At 42.3% G+C, this 14,551-nt stretch carries 15 protein-coding genes, 1 tRNA gene and 1 pseudogene; 8 read left to right on the top strand and 9 right to left on the bottom strand.

The window, feature by feature from the left end; all coding sequences use genetic code 11:
• Positions 1 to 69: 69 nt before the first annotated feature.
• Positions 70 to 417, bottom strand: a complete 348-nt coding sequence (locus NF865_RS06005) for a PadR family transcriptional regulator (protein ID WP_253303876.1) — start codon at positions 415 to 417, stop codon at positions 70 to 72.
• Positions 407 to 1,507, bottom strand: a complete 1,101-nt coding sequence (locus NF865_RS06000) for a DUF3887 domain-containing protein (RefSeq protein ID WP_253303875.1) — start codon at positions 1,505 to 1,507, stop codon at positions 407 to 409. Before NF865_RS06000 ends, NF865_RS06005 begins: the two co-directional genes overlap by 11 nt.
• A gap of 84 nt (positions 1,508 to 1,591) precedes the next feature.
• On the opposite strand from NF865_RS06000, the gene dph2 reads away from it, so the two are divergent.
• From dph2 to NF865_RS05980, 4 genes are read left to right on the top strand one after another with little or no spacing between them, the layout of a single operon-like run.
• On the top strand, positions 1,592 to 2,629 hold the full coding sequence (dph2, locus tag NF865_RS05995) for a diphthamide biosynthesis enzyme Dph2 (RefSeq protein WP_253303874.1): 1,038 nt from the start codon (positions 1,592 to 1,594) through the stop codon (positions 2,627 to 2,629).
• Between the two features lie 23 nt (positions 2,630 to 2,652).
• Entirely contained in the window at positions 2,653 to 3,027 is a 375-nt protein-coding gene (locus NF865_RS05990; RefSeq protein ID WP_253303873.1) for a hypothetical protein, read from the top strand.
• Between the two features lie 4 nt (positions 3,028 to 3,031).
• Complete coding sequence (locus tag NF865_RS05985; RefSeq protein WP_253303872.1) at positions 3,032 to 3,640, top strand: METTL5 family protein; 609 nt, start codon at positions 3,032 to 3,034, stop codon at positions 3,638 to 3,640.
• A gap of 1 nt (position 3,641) precedes the next feature.
• The gene (locus tag NF865_RS05980) at positions 3,642 to 4,967 is read left to right on the top strand and encodes an RsmB/NOP family class I SAM-dependent RNA methyltransferase (protein ID WP_253303871.1); all 1,326 of its coding nucleotides are present in this window, start codon (positions 3,642 to 3,644) and stop codon (positions 4,965 to 4,967) included.
• A 7-nt stretch (positions 4,968 to 4,974) separates the two neighbouring features.
• Here NF865_RS05980 and NF865_RS05975 read toward each other — a convergent pair whose 3' ends face one another.
• The 3 genes from NF865_RS05975 to NF865_RS05965 all read right to left on the bottom strand — a co-directional run bounded on the left by NF865_RS05975 (position 4,975) and on the right by NF865_RS05965 (position 7,090).
• Positions 4,975 to 6,057 carry a mechanosensitive ion channel family protein gene (locus tag NF865_RS05975; RefSeq protein WP_253303870.1) on the bottom strand — a complete coding sequence of 361 codons (1,083 nt, stop codon included), beginning with the start codon at positions 6,055 to 6,057 and terminating at the stop codon, positions 4,975 to 4,977.
• 2 nt (positions 6,058 to 6,059) lie between these two features.
• Positions 6,060 to 6,701, bottom strand: coding sequence for a DUF432 domain-containing protein (locus tag NF865_RS05970; RefSeq protein WP_253303869.1), 642 nt, complete (start codon positions 6,699 to 6,701; stop codon positions 6,060 to 6,062).
• Between the two features lie 158 nt (positions 6,702 to 6,859).
• Positions 6,860 to 7,090, bottom strand: coding sequence for a hypothetical protein (locus NF865_RS05965; protein ID WP_253303868.1), 231 nt, complete (start codon positions 7,088 to 7,090; stop codon positions 6,860 to 6,862).
• 709 nt (positions 7,091 to 7,799) lie between these two features.
• Here NF865_RS05965 and NF865_RS05960 point away from each other — a divergent pair.
• From NF865_RS05960 to NF865_RS05945, 4 genes and pseudogenes are all read left to right on the top strand, one after another.
• A pseudogene (locus NF865_RS05960) lies at positions 7,800 to 7,919 on the top strand (transposase); the annotation flags it as partial.
• Positions 7,920 to 8,398: 479 nt separating this feature from the next.
• Positions 8,399 to 9,046 (top strand): DUF257 family protein, encoded by a 648-nt coding sequence (locus tag NF865_RS05955; RefSeq protein WP_253303867.1) that lies wholly within the window; start codon positions 8,399 to 8,401, stop codon positions 9,044 to 9,046.
• Entirely contained in the window at positions 9,043 to 10,596 is a 1,554-nt protein-coding gene (locus tag NF865_RS05950; RefSeq protein ID WP_253303866.1) for a methyl-accepting chemotaxis protein, read from the top strand. The genes NF865_RS05955 and NF865_RS05950 overlap by 4 nt, the downstream gene beginning before the upstream one ends.
• Before the next feature lie 10 nt (positions 10,597 to 10,606).
• The gene (locus NF865_RS05945; RefSeq protein ID WP_253303865.1) at positions 10,607 to 11,401 is read left to right on the top strand and encodes a hypothetical protein; all 795 of its coding nucleotides are present in this window, start codon (positions 10,607 to 10,609) and stop codon (positions 11,399 to 11,401) included.
• Here the strand turns inward: NF865_RS05945 and NF865_RS05940 are convergent.
• From NF865_RS05940 to purF, 4 genes are all read right to left on the bottom strand, one after another.
• Complete coding sequence (locus NF865_RS05940) at positions 11,398 to 12,090, bottom strand: DUF434 domain-containing protein (RefSeq protein WP_253303864.1); 693 nt, start codon at positions 12,088 to 12,090, stop codon at positions 11,398 to 11,400. The genes NF865_RS05945 and NF865_RS05940 overlap by 4 nt on opposite strands.
• The gene (locus NF865_RS05935; RefSeq protein ID WP_253303863.1) at positions 12,090 to 12,860 is read right to left on the bottom strand and encodes an HD domain-containing protein; all 771 of its coding nucleotides are present in this window, start codon (positions 12,858 to 12,860) and stop codon (positions 12,090 to 12,092) included. The genes NF865_RS05940 and NF865_RS05935 overlap by 1 nt, the downstream gene beginning before the upstream one ends.
• A gap of 78 nt (positions 12,861 to 12,938) precedes the next feature.
• Positions 12,939 to 13,014, bottom strand: a tRNA-Gln gene (locus NF865_RS05930).
• 145 nt (positions 13,015 to 13,159) lie between these two features.
• On the bottom strand, positions 13,160 to 14,491 hold the full coding sequence (gene purF / locus NF865_RS05925) for an amidophosphoribosyltransferase (protein ID WP_253303862.1): 1,332 nt from the start codon (positions 14,489 to 14,491) through the stop codon (positions 13,160 to 13,162).
• Positions 14,492 to 14,551 lie beyond the last annotated feature (60 nt).

The raw sequence follows: 14,551 nt of genomic DNA, 5'->3' as shown, positions 1-14,551 counted from the left end.
AAAGCTTTCTCAGCATTTGACCCACCAAAGAATAATAGAAAGTTTAAAAGAGATTTTATGAAAGAAAATTCAAAAGCTGTTTTCAAGCACCTTCTTCACGAGCTCGATCTCTTTTCTCAACTCTTCAAGGACTTCTTTTCCCGATTGAGTTATCTCGTAGTACTTTCTTACCCTTCCTCTGACTTCCTCCCATTCGCCTTTTATAAGCCCGTACTTTTCTAAGGTTCTGAGGATTCTGTATAGGGTGCTCTCACTGGGCATAAATTCTCCATTGCTAAGTTCTTCAAAGGTTTTTCTTAATGCATAGCCGTGAGTCTTCTCCTTTTCTAAGAAAGAGAGCACCAAGTAAGCATATATTCCCGTTCTGATTTCTTTTCTGAATTTCTCCAAAGCCTTCTTTTTGGGGTTACCAAACAATCCTCTCTTCCTCCCTCTCCTCCTTCACTTTTGGCAGTCCATAGTGGAGCAGGAAAAGTGAGACCGCCAATAGGAGCACATATGTTATGACCAAAACTACTGCGGAGGGCTTGAATTGATAGTAGGCAGCGAAGGTATCAATAATACCATGAACGATGCTTAAACTCAATAAGGCTTTCTTTCCAAAGCCGTTCTTGTATGAATATGCCAAAACGACGGTTGTTCCAGCGTGGAAGAGTGTTGCCAAGTAGCGCTCAAGCATGGACACAAAAGCAGTGCTGAGCTGAGGAGTAATTCCTCCCAAAGCAGAAAGCTGAATCGCCTGTAAAGCGGGAACTAATATTGCTTCACCAACTCCGAAGCCAATACCGATGAAAAGTGCCTCGTTAAGGTATTTGCCCTTTGAGAGCCCATACTTTAAGCTCTCCTGGAAAAATCCTGCAACGAAGCCAAGCCATATTGCTGTGAGGATCACAAAGGCCGTCCCTTTTGCAATTATATCGGAGTTCGATCTTATGCTCATTGCCAAAAATGGAGCATTCTGGATTAAAGGCTGAATTCCAAGAGTTATTGCAACAAGTATAATACCCAAGATAATCTCTGCAACACCTATTTTTCTAAAGCCCAGTATGTAGAATGTCAACAAAGCTAAAAAGCCCCCCAAAACTGGAAACAAGACTGCAACACCTAGTGGAATGCCAGCTTTCTTTGAATTTATTGCATCGATCCATATGCCAGAAAGCTTGTACTCGCCATTTACCTCTCTGAAGACGAGCCTTAATGTAACTTCTGCCCTCTCAAATTCGAAATTATAATAGGTAAGGATAAATCCAGAAGCTTGTCCCTCTTTAATGAAGCTGTAACTCTTAAGTTCCCCGTATTTTGAAATCAAATCATCTCTAAAGGCTTTGAACTTCTCTTCACTAAAAGCTGTCCTCATTGCATCGTCAAGGTAAGGCTGCAAAATGGAGTAGTTACCACTCTTTAATGCCTCGAAAGTTGCCTCAGCAACCTCATCATAGGGCTTTTCAGCTGAGACAATGGAAGTGCTAATAATCAAGAGTACCAGAAACAGCATTATCTTTCTCATTTCTATCACCATACCTCGAAGTTCGAGGTATTGTTGGGACTAAACCTTTAAAAGAATTTCGTTTTTGAAGGGAATGGTGAGCCTATGCATGAGCTTCACGAGAGAGAGGTTTTGGAAAAGCTGAGAGAGCTAAATGCAAAAAGGGTCTTGATTCAAACTCCCGAGGGGCTTAAGAAAGAGGCGCAGTATCTGGCAGATTTTCTTGAGAAAAACGGTATAGAGAGCTTAATAAGTGGGGATATCAATTACGGTGCCTGTGACCCCGCTGATAGAGAGGCAAAAATGCTGGGATGCGATGCCCTGATTCATCTCGGTCATTCCTACATGGCCCTTAACCTTGAAGTCCCAATGATTTTCATTCCCGCTTTTGCAAAAGTTGACGTAGTTAAGGCACTATCAAAAAACCTCGGCGAGATTAAAAAGCTTGGGAAGAAAATAGCGTTAGTTACGACAGTCCAGCACATAAGAGAGTTAAACAAAGCAAAAGAGTTTCTCGAAAAGGAAGGGTTCGAGGTAAAAGTAGGCAAAGGAGACGGAAGAGTATCTTTTCCCGGCCAAGTTTTGGGGTGCAACTTCTCTGCGGCAAAAGTAGAAGCTGAAGGAGTTCTTTTCATTGGGGCTGGATACTTTCATCCCGTTGGGGTAGCTTTAGCCACAAAGAAGCCTACTTTGGCGATAAACCCCTACAGCGGAGATGCAATATGGGTGGACAAAGAAGCGGAAAGATTCATTAGAAAGCGCTGGGCTCAAATAGCCAAAGCCTACGATGCAAAGAAGTTCGGGGTAATAACGAGTACAAAAAAAGGTCAGCTAAGACTTGGGGAGGCCAGAAAAATTGTGAAACTCCTGAAAGAGCATGGAAAAGATGCTCAGCTAATAGTGATGAACCACATAAGCTACCAAGCTTTAGAAGGCTTTGACTTCGATGCATATGTAGTGGTTGCCTGCCCGAGAGTGCCCATAGATGACGTTGAGAACTGGAGAAAACCTGTGCTGACTCCGAGAGAGCTTGAAATTCTTCTTGGACTAAGGGAGGATTACGAGTTCGATGAAATCACCGGGGGTAAGAGGGTTCAAGACGAACCTATGGGAATAAGCCTCAAGCTTCCAAAGTCTTTATAAGCTCTGCTTCCTAATTTCCTATCATGAACTTTGTAGATGCCGGGATTTACATTCTCCTCATCACCCTATACTACCTCTTCCTGAAAACAGCCTTAGAGGTTTTCACCTATAAAGAACTGAGAAGTTACTCGATCTTAGCGATAGCTATCCTAGGCGTTGCAGTCTCTCTTGGAATAAACTCCCTTCTTGGAGTTTTGGTGCTTTTTGGAGTTTTAAAATTGCTGAAGCTGGGGTTTAGGGAAGCTATTCTCGTGGCCTTCACTGCAGAGTTTGGGTTCATTATAGGGTTAGTTGTGATAATGTTTATATTGACTACTGCCGGCACGATGTTTGGTATAGAAGGGCTTGAATTCAACATGACATTGGATGAACTTCTCCGTATTGCGGGCTATAGGTGATAGAATGAAGAAAAAGCACCTTGCAATGACACTCTCAAATTTGAGGGGTTTTGAAGAGCCTAAACCCGAGTTTGAGCAGTATAAAACCCCGGGAAATGTAGCCGCCGAAGTGCTGTGGTTAGCACACTCAATGGGCGACATTGAAGGAAAAATTATAGCCGATCTTGGAGCCGGTACTGGAGTTTTAAGCATAGGTGCCAGCTTAATGGGGGCTAAAAAGGTCTACGCAGTTGAAAAAGACAAAAAAGCTCTTGAGATAGCAAAGGAAAATGCAGAAACACTAAACATCAAGAATATTGAGTTTATAGAAGCATCTGTGGAGGAGTTTGATGTAAGAGTCGACACCGTGATAATGAACCCTCCCTTCGGCAGCCAAAACCCCAAGGCAGACAGACCTTTCCTGCTCAAGGCTTTTGAAATCAGCGATGTTGTCTATTCCATTCACCTCGCCAAAGAAGAAGTTAGGAGGTTCATTGAAGCCTTCGTAAGGGATAACGGCTTTAAAATTACCCACCGATTAACCCTTTCGTTTGAGATTCCCGCACAGTTCTTCTTTCACCGAAAGAGGCTTGAAAGAATCTTAGTTGACATTTACCGCTTTGAGAGGGATTGAGATGGGAAAGCTAAAGTTAAGCGACAGGCAACTCTATGCACTTATTGAGGCAGTACTACTAAGCGAGGCAATAAAGCCGACTCAGCAGGCCAAGAGGAAGGCGTTCTCAAAGTATAAAATTGAAGGCTGGGAAAACTCCAAGCTAACTGGGATTTTCTACTCGATTCAGCGCAGGCTCGGACTAATAGATGAGGTAATCGAGGAGCTCGTCGGTGTTTCGCCCTTAATTCTTGACCCCTGGTTAAGGGCTACGCTGAGAGTTGCCATTGAAATAGCTATTTTCAGAAACCCAAGCGAAAAGACACGGCAGCATTTGAAAGGTCTCGCTCAGTTTTTATCAAAGAAAACACACCCCTTTGTGGGCTATTATTACTATGACCTCCTCCCGAAAATCCTCGAATACGTACCCATAATTGACAGCGAGGAGAAAAGGCTGAAGTGGGACTATCTGTTTCCGGAATGGTTCATACGGCGTATGAGGGAACTCCTCGGCGAGGAAGCGGAGAAACTTCTCAAGGCACTCAACGAGACTCTTCCGACGAGCATACGCATTAACCGCCTAAAGGCAAGCGTTGAGGAAGTTGAGAGCTACCTTGAGAGAAAGAAAGTCAAGGTCGAGAGGAGCGAGAGGGTTGATACAGTTCTCAGAATCCTCGATCCCTTCAACCCTGAGTGGCTCTTCAATAAGGGATGGGCTATTCCTCAAGAAGAAGCATCAGCTGTTGCTTCCATTATTCTTAATCCAAAACCCGGAGAAACGGTGGTTGACCTAGCTGCTGCCCCCGGTGGAAAGACTTCCCACATGGCGGAGCTGATGAAAAACGAGGGGAAAATATATGCATTTGACATTGACCCGGCGAGGATTAAGCGCATGAAAGAAGTTCTTAGGCGCACTGGCATTGAGATTGCCGAGACTATAAAAGCAGATGGTAGGAAGGCCCCCGATATTCTAGGGGAAGAAATCGCCGATAAGATTCTCCTCGATGCGCCCTGCACGAGCGACGGGACGATATCAAAGAACCCCGAACTAAGGTGGCGCCTCCGCGAGAAGAACATTCCAAAGGTTGTTCAGCTCCAGAAAGAGCTCATCGAGAGTGCTTGGAAACTCCTGAAGCCCGGCGGAAGGCTTCTCTACTCAACGTGTTCGATGCTTCCTGAGGAAAATGAAGAGGTTGTAAAGTGGTTCCTTGAAAAGCACAAAGACGCGAAGCTTATCCCACTTAAAGGGCTCTATGACCCAGGCTTCCTAGAAGGGACGATAAGGGCCTGGCCCCACAGGCACAGGACGATAGGGTTCTTCTACGCGCTGATAGAAAAGAAGAAGTGAGTAGAGCTTAGTTTTCTTTCTCTACCTTTACTCTCAACTCCTCCGCAAACCAGTTGACCCTCTGCGGGAACGGTATCTCGATTCCGGCCTCGTTGAGTGCCTTCTTTACCCTCTGGACTATCTGAGTCCTCACGTCGAACCACTTCTCGCTCGGCGCCCATGCCCTAATGGCTATGTTGACGCTGCTGTCGCCAAGGCTGTCCACGAAGACCGTCGGCTCGGGCTCCGCGAGGACATATGGCATCTCGTCGAGGGTCTTCTTTATAACATCTATAGCCCTCTGGGCGTCTTCCTTGTAGGCTATGCCCACTATTATGTCAACCCTCCTCGCCGGGTACTTCTGGAGGTTCTTTATCTCGCTGTTGAAGAGCTTCTCGTTTGGGATCCTCACGAGAAGACCATCCCACGTCCTTATTCTAGTGGAGAGGATTCTGATGTCATGGACAATCCCCGAATAGCCGGCAACTTCCACGGGGTCGCCTATCTTGAGGGGCTTATCAAAGTACATGAATATACCCGAGATGAAGTTTGAAACGACAGTTTGTGCCGAAAAACCGAGGACAATACCCGTTATTCCCGCCGCAGCTAAAAGCGTCGTCAACCTGCCGGTGAGGCCCGCTATGTTGAGGGCTATGAAAAATGCTAACGTGACTATCAGATAGTAGAAGAGCTTCGCCTTAACCTGAACTTCCGGGAGCTTCTGCCGGGAAGAACTCATTATCATATAGTCCTTTGACTTCTTGGCGAGAAGATAGGAGAAGTAAAACACCAGAAAAGCGGTTAACAGGTTGCTTATGCTCGTCCCGGCGATTTCATAGGAGAGCACTCCCAGGGCATCGAGGCTGTAAACAACCGCTATAACCACTATTAAGTTGTGCAGCGTTGAGGCGGTGTCTTCGTTAATTATCCATACGTACTTGGTGCTTCTGGACAGGTTAAGGAGGTACCTCCTGAGAAGCTTTGCTATCAGAAGACCTATCACAAGGATTAAAAGAGCCTTTACGAGCGCACCCAATGTCATGGTAAGAAATAGATTCTCCCCGAGAAGACCCTGCTCCCAGAATGATGTAGAGTTTACCGTTGCGTTCATTCTCACCACCTCATCAGGAAGTTTGGAAGAGATAACCCTTCTCCTACCATGTTTAGGCCCTCTCTGGGAGCCTTTCCGGTGTTGTTGACCTCGGGGCTGTGGTCTTTTATTGTTACAATCAGCAGAGGGTAGTAAGCTTTTGTGCTCTCGTAGTACATGGGAGTTCCACTTATCGGGATCACGACCCTCTCGAGGGACTTCCAGTCAGGGGAGGGGTTTGAAACAATGAGCTTCGCCACTCCTATCGAGCCGGGCTCCTTCGCGTAGAATGGACTAACGTGATAGCGACAGATTACACCCGCCTCCAGGCTGCCATAGAGGGCGTACTTCTCCCTGCCCACTATGAAGTGGTCTACGCTCAGCCCACCGACTTTAACGTCTATTTCTATCGGGGCCTCAATAAATCCTGTTAGAGAATCGTGGGGAGGTACTATAAGAGGCTCCTTGAACTTTACCATGAGAAGCCTTACGCCGTAGCCAGTTGCCGGGGCTGGAAGGACTCTAAGCTTTTCCCCGTTATTTTTGATTATCCTCTCCACATCGTCCCGCCGGTATCTTACTAGATTCTCACTCTCCTCGAGAAGGTGAATTTTTTTATCACCAACTTTGATGAACTTAGTTTTCAGCTCATGCTCTCCAAACATGAATAGAAATAGGAATTAAGAAGATATAAACTTTGCTCAACATAGATCTAACCTCCTAGTTTGGGGAGGAATACTCGAAAATAAATGCTAAGGAGTTTATTAGGCCAGAAAATGCACCCAAAAAGCAATGGAACAAAAGAAGATTTGTTGTAGTTTCTTCAGCCTATGTAAACTCCAATAACTCTCTCAGACTCCATATCAAGCTCTTTCACATCCAAAATGTCAATTTCTTTTTCGCTAAAGCCTTCTGCTTTAAAATATTCTACGGCAATATCTTTGGCTCTTTCTGGATTAGCTGCTACAACGAGCAAAGAGGGATAGATACGACCTTCTTCAGCTTCATCATAATGCCTTTTAATTAAGAGTTGGACTCTAAAGAGTCCATTCATTTTTGCACACCTCCAGGAATAGAAGGGTATTAACCCTGCTATCAGCGTATACCAACATTATTAAATAGTTTACGGTACGAATAACGAAATAAACAAATTATATAATGAAATAAGCAAATTATAGTAGAGCAATTTTTGGCTACAAGTTGATACTTTCTCCTATGTTCCTGAACTATAATCCCCAACGGCCAATTAAAAGTCTTACTTCTACAAAAACTGCAAGAACACTCACGAGTTCAAAATAACTTCGGTTAAACCCTATTATTAAGATCAAAATACGGAAAACTTAATGCTCCACCCCTCAACAACCAAAAATTTATAACCCCTAACCCGAAATAAAGTAACAAAAAGTTAGATAAATACGAAATCGTGTTGAGAGAGATCACAGCTACTACAATAAGGCAACTTATCATGGAGTTAACTGGACACTTTAAAATATTTTTGGCAATTAATATATAACATTATTATCACCAAAAACATGAAATTGTTACTAATAATAACAAATTAGGTAAATTTTTAAACTTTCTTTCCTCGTAGTCTTGCTTGTAGATAGTCTTGTTCATAGTTAGAATAATAGACAATAGGAGGTGAGGGAAAATGAGTGAAAAATTGGAAAATAGCATTTTCCTAAGGCTCATAGAATTAGAAGAAGAGGAGATAATAAAAATCGTAAGAAAAATTCGTCTTCGGCGAGGATAGCAGAATTAAATGCCCCTATTGTGGTAGCCCTCAAGTGGTAAAGTTCGGAAAACTTAAAAATGGCGCCCAGAGATATTACTGCAAAGCATGTAACAGCACATTTAATGACCTAACAAACACTCCTCTTAACAGAGAACACGACATAAAAAGAACAATATTGACAGCATATCTGATACTCTACACAAAACTGCCACCCTATGCAGTGTCAAGACTCCTCAATGTCCCCTATTCAACAATCAAAGAAAGCACGGAAAAAATCCTAGAGAATGCGAAGTTTTTCAAAAAAGTAATTGCGCTATTACAGAAAGACCATCAACTGATTAAAATATCAGAATAATGTTGATTTCCAAAGACAAATTTGTTAATTTGTTTTTATTCTAAGGTTATAATACCAACATAATAATTCCGTTTTTTGCAGTTTTGCAACTTTTTTATTTTTATAGCCAAGACAAATATGACATAAATTCCCAACAACATTTTATAACACAATGTTTTATGATGTTTTGTGTATATGTGAATGTATATACATAAAAAGCTTAAAACTCTGAAGCGATACGACATAAATTATGAGAGTCTATGAGGATTTGAGAATTCAACAGGTGATCCACAATGTCAGAATTCGAGGATATCCTCAAACCTAAAACTGCAATTTTGTTAGAATACAAAAGCACTCACAATCCCGGGCCCATACTTTTCAGAATGCTTGAAGACATAAAGAAGAATTACGACGGAAATCTCGAGATTTTACTTACCGACTTTCTAGATATGTTGAGCATATACAAATATCAAGCAGAACTAAGCGGCGTAACAACTTCAATAATCAAAGAGATACCAGTTATAAAGGTAGGAGGAAAACTAAAAATTGGAAATGTAATCAGAAAGATACCAATCTCTTCGTATGCTGTTCATAGGAGCTTATATGGAGAAACAGTGTCCGCGTTTCTCAGAAATACAAGCCCAGACGCTGAGTTTATACTGAACATTCAAGTGGGACTGGAGTACCTATTAAACCTGTTCGAGAAGAGAGAATTAGTAGAACAGATTCACGACCTGGGAGAGTATATAGTTACCAAGACCAGAGACATTCGGGACGTAATTTTTCTGAATATAGATGCCTTAAAAGATTTGCCTGTAGAAGCGCTTTCTCTCCTCAGCATCATAATGCCAGTTATTGCAGAGATTAAAAGTGAAAATACGCTCACTATCAAGAAAAGTCCCTGGGAAGGGCTCATAAATAAGGAAATTTCACTCGTTTGAAACGTTTGAAATCCCACAACAAACTAACGGGAGGGAGGACGATAGAGTTTAAAAAGAAACTCCTCCTCTCTCTCGCACTTCCCTTAATATTAGTAGTTGTTGCCACTATACTAATCCAGCAGTTTGCAATACAAAACCTCGCATCAGATTTAGAGAACACTCTCGGCATTGTTGCAAGCAAAACTTCCGGCGAGGCTGCCCAACTAATTCAAGAATCCGTCAACATCGCAGAGACAAACATTAAAAAGACACTGTGGATGAGTGCCGGGATAGCTATTGTACTTGCAGCGGTTTCTGGAACAATAGCATATAAGTTCATGAATACCGCTCTAGACCCAATTAAAGAAATGACAAAAATAGCAGAAGCTATTAGCCAAGGAAAGCTGGAAGAGGCAGAAAAACTTACTGCGAAGATGAAGTACTTAGAGCAGGACGAGATAGGAAAACTATTAGAAGCATTCAAAGCAATATCCAAAGATGTGCTTCAAACTCTCGACCTGATAGTTGAAAGAATGGAGAAAATTTCCGAGGGAGATTTGACAGAAGAACTAACTGCACACGCAAAGGGAGATTTAGAACTGATTTTGAACTCTATGAGAAAAACTATTGCACAATTAAAGCAACTTCTTAAGACTGTAAGAGACCTCGCAACGACCTTAGAAAAAAGAGCCAACGAACTAACAAAAATATCCGGAGAAATTTCCGAAGCAGTTAGCCAAGTCGCTGAAGCAATTCAACAAGTTAGCATGGAAGCTCAAAGACAGCAGGAGAACATTAACACTGTTATGGAGATAATGCGCTCGACATCAGAAATTAGTCAAAAGACTGCAACCACTATGGAAGAATTCTCAGAGATAACTCAGAAGGTCATTTCGATTTCAAAAGAAGGAAAAGAAAAAGGAGAAAATGCAATAAACCAAATACAAAGCATACAACAAGCAATGAACATTATAAAGGAAGCTGTTGAAGCAGTAAATGAAATGAGCAAAAACATAGGAGAAATTACAAACGTCATAACAAATATTTCAGAACAGACCAACCTGTTAGCCTTAAACGCCGCTATTGAGGCTGCAAGGGCTGGTGAGGCGGGAAGAGGATTTGCTGTCGTTGCCCAAGAAATAAGAAACCTCGCAGAAGAAAGCAAAAAAGCCGCCGATGATATCCGCAACATAATTCAGAAAATGACTGAAAAAGTAGAAAGGGCAGTTCTAGAGACAGGAAGGGGAGTTCAAATAGTTGAAGACTCTGTAGATTTCCTCAATGAGACTGTTAATTACTTAGTAAACATAGGAGACCTCCTAGACGATGTAGAATTTAAACTTAAAGAACTAATGAAGGAAGTTCAAGAAGAAAGGGATCAGATTGATGAAGCCATGAAGTCCCTTGAAACACTAGCAGCAAGTGCAGAAGAAACCACTGCAAGTGCAGAGGAGGTTAGTGCAAGCGCAGAAGAGCAGACTTCAGCGTTAGAGGAAGTAAAGAGGAACATCGAAGAGCTCCACGGAATCGTAAGACAGCTTCGCGAATCTGTGGAGTTCATAAGAGTGTAGAGGGATTCACATGAACAAAACTCCTTCTTCTTTTCGATTTTTTAAAGTCCATATAAAAGAAATAGACGACGTGATTAGAGGAATTCCCAGAGGTGGCGTTTTCACAATCATGTATGACGAGTTGTCTCTGGGGTGGGCGTTAGCATTTGAAATCTTGAAAAATCTGATAAATGAAAATTGCTTTGGAGTGATCCACAACTACCTTTTGCCCGCACAAAAATTGGAGAGCAGAGCAACTTTTGTAGGTCTCAACATAAGAAAGGAAGCAGAAGCAGACAATCTCAGAATTATAGATATTTTTGGTTCGCGGTACAATATTCCCCCTTATGAAAATTACATCTATCAAATCTCTAGCCCAAGTGCGGAAACATTAAATCCCAAAATAATGGAGATATACAGAAAACAGATATTCCCAATAGCCGGTTCTAGACCAATTATCAGAGTTATTTATACGTTAGATGCCATCACAACGCTTTTCGAAGAAAAACCAACGCTAAAACTTCTGAATTCCGATTTGGCAGAGCTTGCACGACTATATCATGAGTACAACATCATCACAATTCTCCTGTTAAACAAGGAACTTGTATCCAAACACTTCGTTGGATGGGTTTTGAGCTTATCAGACGTTGTCATATCATTTAAGTTTTATGAAAAGGAATCCAAAGAAAAGATGACAATAATTAAAGCCATGAATCCAGAGTTCGAGCCAGCAGCTTATGAGTACACAATCAGAAGACTCTCTCCAACGACATCTGTCCATGCACTAAATTTCAAGAAGATTAACTCCAACAATGGGAATAATTAACATTTGCTCCGAAAGGCAAAACAAGAGTCCAACAGCTCAGGGTTTTTTAGGATCTCCAAAAAGCTAACCCATCTTAACCCCTTCGCCTCCCCTATCATTTGGGGAAGATCAACTACCGAGCTGACTTTCTTAATTACCGCAATGTCCGAACTTGCAACAACTTCGAACTCTCTTAAGTCATAATCGGGCGCTTTTGACAAAAGAGCCGCTCCATGAACCCCAAATTTTTCCATAAGGTCTTCTGTTAACTTGGCAACTTCTTTGCTTCTGCTTACCGGAGCATCGTATAGGAACCAGGCTTCCTTAACTCCTAAGTCCCTTAAAAACCTCACAATAAGCTCAAGCACTTTTGGAGTATTTTTGTGTATTTTGTAACCTTTCTGATGTTTTAAATCTCTCAAAAAGCCGTCTTCACAGAGGATAGCCTTACCCTCTATCAGAGATTCCAGTGTTATTAAAACATTAAAACCATCCACTCCAAGTACAGTGTACCTTAAATTTTCTTTCTGAAGGACCTTTCCTTTTCTTTCTTCAATTTCTCTGTCAGAAAAAACACACCTCGTCAGAAAGTACCTTTCTCTAGATGTTAATTTGTAGTGGTTGGCGACAAACTCAAGGGCATACTTTTTCCGATATCCCCTGTTCAAAAGGTATTTCAAGTCCTCATAAGCTAAAAGAAGAGAAGACATTATACCACCTTTTCCAGAGTCTCCTCCCCGGCGTGTATTTTAATCCTAACCTTCCCGCTTAGAAGGGAGCTCTTAACCTTCTTTGTAAGTATCTCATCAACTTGAAAGATTCCCGCCAGGTGCTTCATCCACACCTCAACAAGGATTGGAACTTCTTCGTTTCCTTCTTTTATCTCAACTTTATCAATCGCCAAGGCTGAAACTGCATGGATGTCCACTTTATCTTTCTTGTAAGCTAATCTGCTCCTGCCTTCTTCCATATCGCATCCATCTGCTATCGTTACACAGCTCCCCTCAATAGTGGTGCAGGGAACGCTTTCATCATGAGTATATATGGCGTTTAGAGTTAACGCCTTTAAGACCAACCAGTCGTTTTTCTCGAATTTTTTGGCGAGCTCGTCTATTATAGGTTCTGCAAGGATAACACTGAACTGGTAGTGAGGCTCCCTGTGGATCATGTTCCCAATGTCATGAAAGAGAGCTCCAAAGGAGACTATAAATTTGCTCCACTCAAAGGGTTTGCCCAACTTTTCAGCGGTTGTTTTAATCCCGAACTTTTTAAGGATCTTCAAAACCTCAAGGGCTCGTCTTGTGGTCAAAAGAACGTGTATTGCGCCGTGATCATTGAACTGGTAAACGTTGAGAACTATGTAGTTGGTTGTATCGAAATAATATTTGTATTTCCTGTATGTATCTTCATAGAGGGCGTAGAGCTCATCATTCTCCAGAAGCTCCTTTATCTCGCTTAGAAGTTTCTCTTCAGTATACATTTTTTCACCCCAGCAATATAGGAGTTCCCTGAATTTAAAGATTTTTAAAAGAGAAGTTTGGTCTGGAGCCCGGGGATATGGTAGCCCCGCGGGGATTCGAACCCCGGTCGCGGGATCCAGAGTCCCGCATGCTTGGCCGCTACACCACGGGGCTGTACCCGATGTTAAATTAAATAGGGCATTTATAAATCTTACCCACCTTAATGTTCATTACTGAGTAGAGTAATTCTAAAAAATATTTGCTCTTAACAAAGCCGGTACATCGGAGTTTAAGTTTTCAGTTGCAAAGATTAGAAAACTTAGAACCGGAAAGCCCATTCAGGATAATTGCCGGTAAGACATGCTAAACAGAGGTCTTTCTTTCCAACGGCTTTCTTTAACCCTTCCACACTAAGATAAGCAAGCGTATCTGCTCCTATGGCTCTTCTAACATTTTCAACGCTGCCAAAAGCTGCTATTAACTCATGCCTAGTTGGAATGTCTATCCCCATATAGCAGGGATGCCTTATTGGTGGAGATGCTATCCTCACATGCACTTCTTTTGCTCCAGCCTTCTTTAGGAGTTCCACTATCCTTTTCATTGTAGTCCCTCTGACTATAGAATCGTCAACAAGGGCTACACGTTTTCCCTCGATAACCTCTCTGACAGGAGAAAGTTTGAGCTTTACTTTTAGCTCCCTGTAAAATTGACCGGGCATTATAAAGGTTCTACCAATGTAGCGGTTTTTTATTAAGCCCTCGGCATATGGAATACCACTTATCTGAGAAAAGCCCAAAGCTGCAGCCCTACCGGAGTCCGGAACAGGAATAACGACGTCAGCGTTCGCAGGGCTCTCGCGGGCAAGTCCTTCTCCCATTTTGACCCTGGCTTTATACACGCTAACACCATCAATAATGCTGTCAGGCCTGGCGAAGTATATATACTCAAAGACGCAGTGATAATGCCTTTCTTTAGCCAAGACTTTGCTCTCAACATCATCAGAAATCAAGAACACTTCTCCGGGCTTCACATCCCTAACTTCATCAACAAAAAGCCTGAGAGCTGAATCCTCCGATGCAAAGTAATGTCCATCTCCAACACCATAGCTGAGAGGCCTGAATCCAAGGGGGTCTCTAGCAACTAAGATCTTCCCATCAAAGAGAAATGCCACAGAGTAAGCGCCTTTAACTTCATTAAAAACTTCTCTCATAGCTTCAAATTCATCACCAGTCTCTTTCAAATGCCAGAGAAAAGAAACTCCCAAAAGTTCTGAATCGACCGAATGCCTAAATTTAATCCCTCTTTTTTCGTATTCTCGCCTTAAAGGCAAAAAATTGGTAAGAGTCCCATTGTGAGCAACCGCTATTTCTTTTTCACAGCAAGAGACTTCGAGCGGCTGGGTTTCACTTAAAGAGCCAGATGTGGAGTAGCGAACGTGAGCTATGGCTATATTTGACCTGAATTTTGTAAGTTCCTTGCCCCTAAAAACCTCAGACACTAACCCTCTACCCGCTATGGTTCTAATCTTGTGTTCCCATATACTTATTCCAGCACTTTCCTGACCGCGGTGCTGAAGGGCAATAAGACCATAGCATGCTTTCCTAAGGGCGTTTTCCGCTTTGACCGCAAAGATTCCGCATTTTTCTTTCATGTTCTTCCCTCGCATATTTTGAGTTAAACATGTATATTATTCTTGGCTTCTGAACATAAA

Source organism: Thermococcus aggregans, assembly GCF_024022995.1.
GTDB classification, from domain to species: Archaea; Methanobacteriota_B; Thermococci; order Thermococcales; family Thermococcaceae; genus Thermococcus_A; species Thermococcus_A aggregans.
The sequence above is the reverse complement of the archived record's forward strand: the minus strand, read 5'-3'. Positions and strand labels throughout refer to the sequence as shown.

Coding starts and splice junctions, on each gene's coding strand:
- NF865_RS06000 (WP_253303875.1), bottom strand. CDS start 1,507: ATGAGAAAGATAATGCTGTTTCTGGTACTCTTGATTATTAGCACTTCC.
- dph2 (WP_253303874.1), top strand. CDS start 1,592: ATGCATGAGCTTCACGAGAGAGAGGTTTTGGAAAAGCTGAGAGAGCTA.
- NF865_RS05990 (WP_253303873.1), top strand. CDS start 2,653: ATGAACTTTGTAGATGCCGGGATTTACATTCTCCTCATCACCCTATAC.
- NF865_RS05985 (WP_253303872.1), top strand. CDS start 3,032: ATGAAGAAAAAGCACCTTGCAATGACACTCTCAAATTTGAGGGGTTTT.
- NF865_RS05980 (WP_253303871.1), top strand. CDS start 3,642: ATGGGAAAGCTAAAGTTAAGCGACAGGCAACTCTATGCACTTATTGAG.
- NF865_RS05975 (WP_253303870.1), bottom strand. CDS start 6,057: ATGAACGCAACGGTAAACTCTACATCATTCTGGGAGCAGGGTCTTCTC.
- NF865_RS05970 (WP_253303869.1), bottom strand. CDS start 6,701: ATGTTTGGAGAGCATGAGCTGAAAACTAAGTTCATCAAAGTTGGTGAT.
- NF865_RS05965 (WP_253303868.1), bottom strand. CDS start 7,090: ATGAATGGACTCTTTAGAGTCCAACTCTTAATTAAAAGGCATTATGAT.
- NF865_RS05955 (WP_253303867.1), top strand. CDS start 8,399: ATGTCAGAATTCGAGGATATCCTCAAACCTAAAACTGCAATTTTGTTA.
- NF865_RS05945 (WP_253303865.1), top strand. CDS start 10,607: ATGAACAAAACTCCTTCTTCTTTTCGATTTTTTAAAGTCCATATAAAA.
- NF865_RS05940 (WP_253303864.1), bottom strand. CDS start 12,090: ATGTCTTCTCTTCTTTTAGCTTATGAGGACTTGAAATACCTTTTGAAC.
- NF865_RS05935 (WP_253303863.1), bottom strand. CDS start 12,860: ATGTATACTGAAGAGAAACTTCTAAGCGAGATAAAGGAGCTTCTGGAG.
- purF (WP_253303862.1), bottom strand. CDS start 14,491: ATGAAAGAAAAATGCGGAATCTTTGCGGTCAAAGCGGAAAACGCCCTT.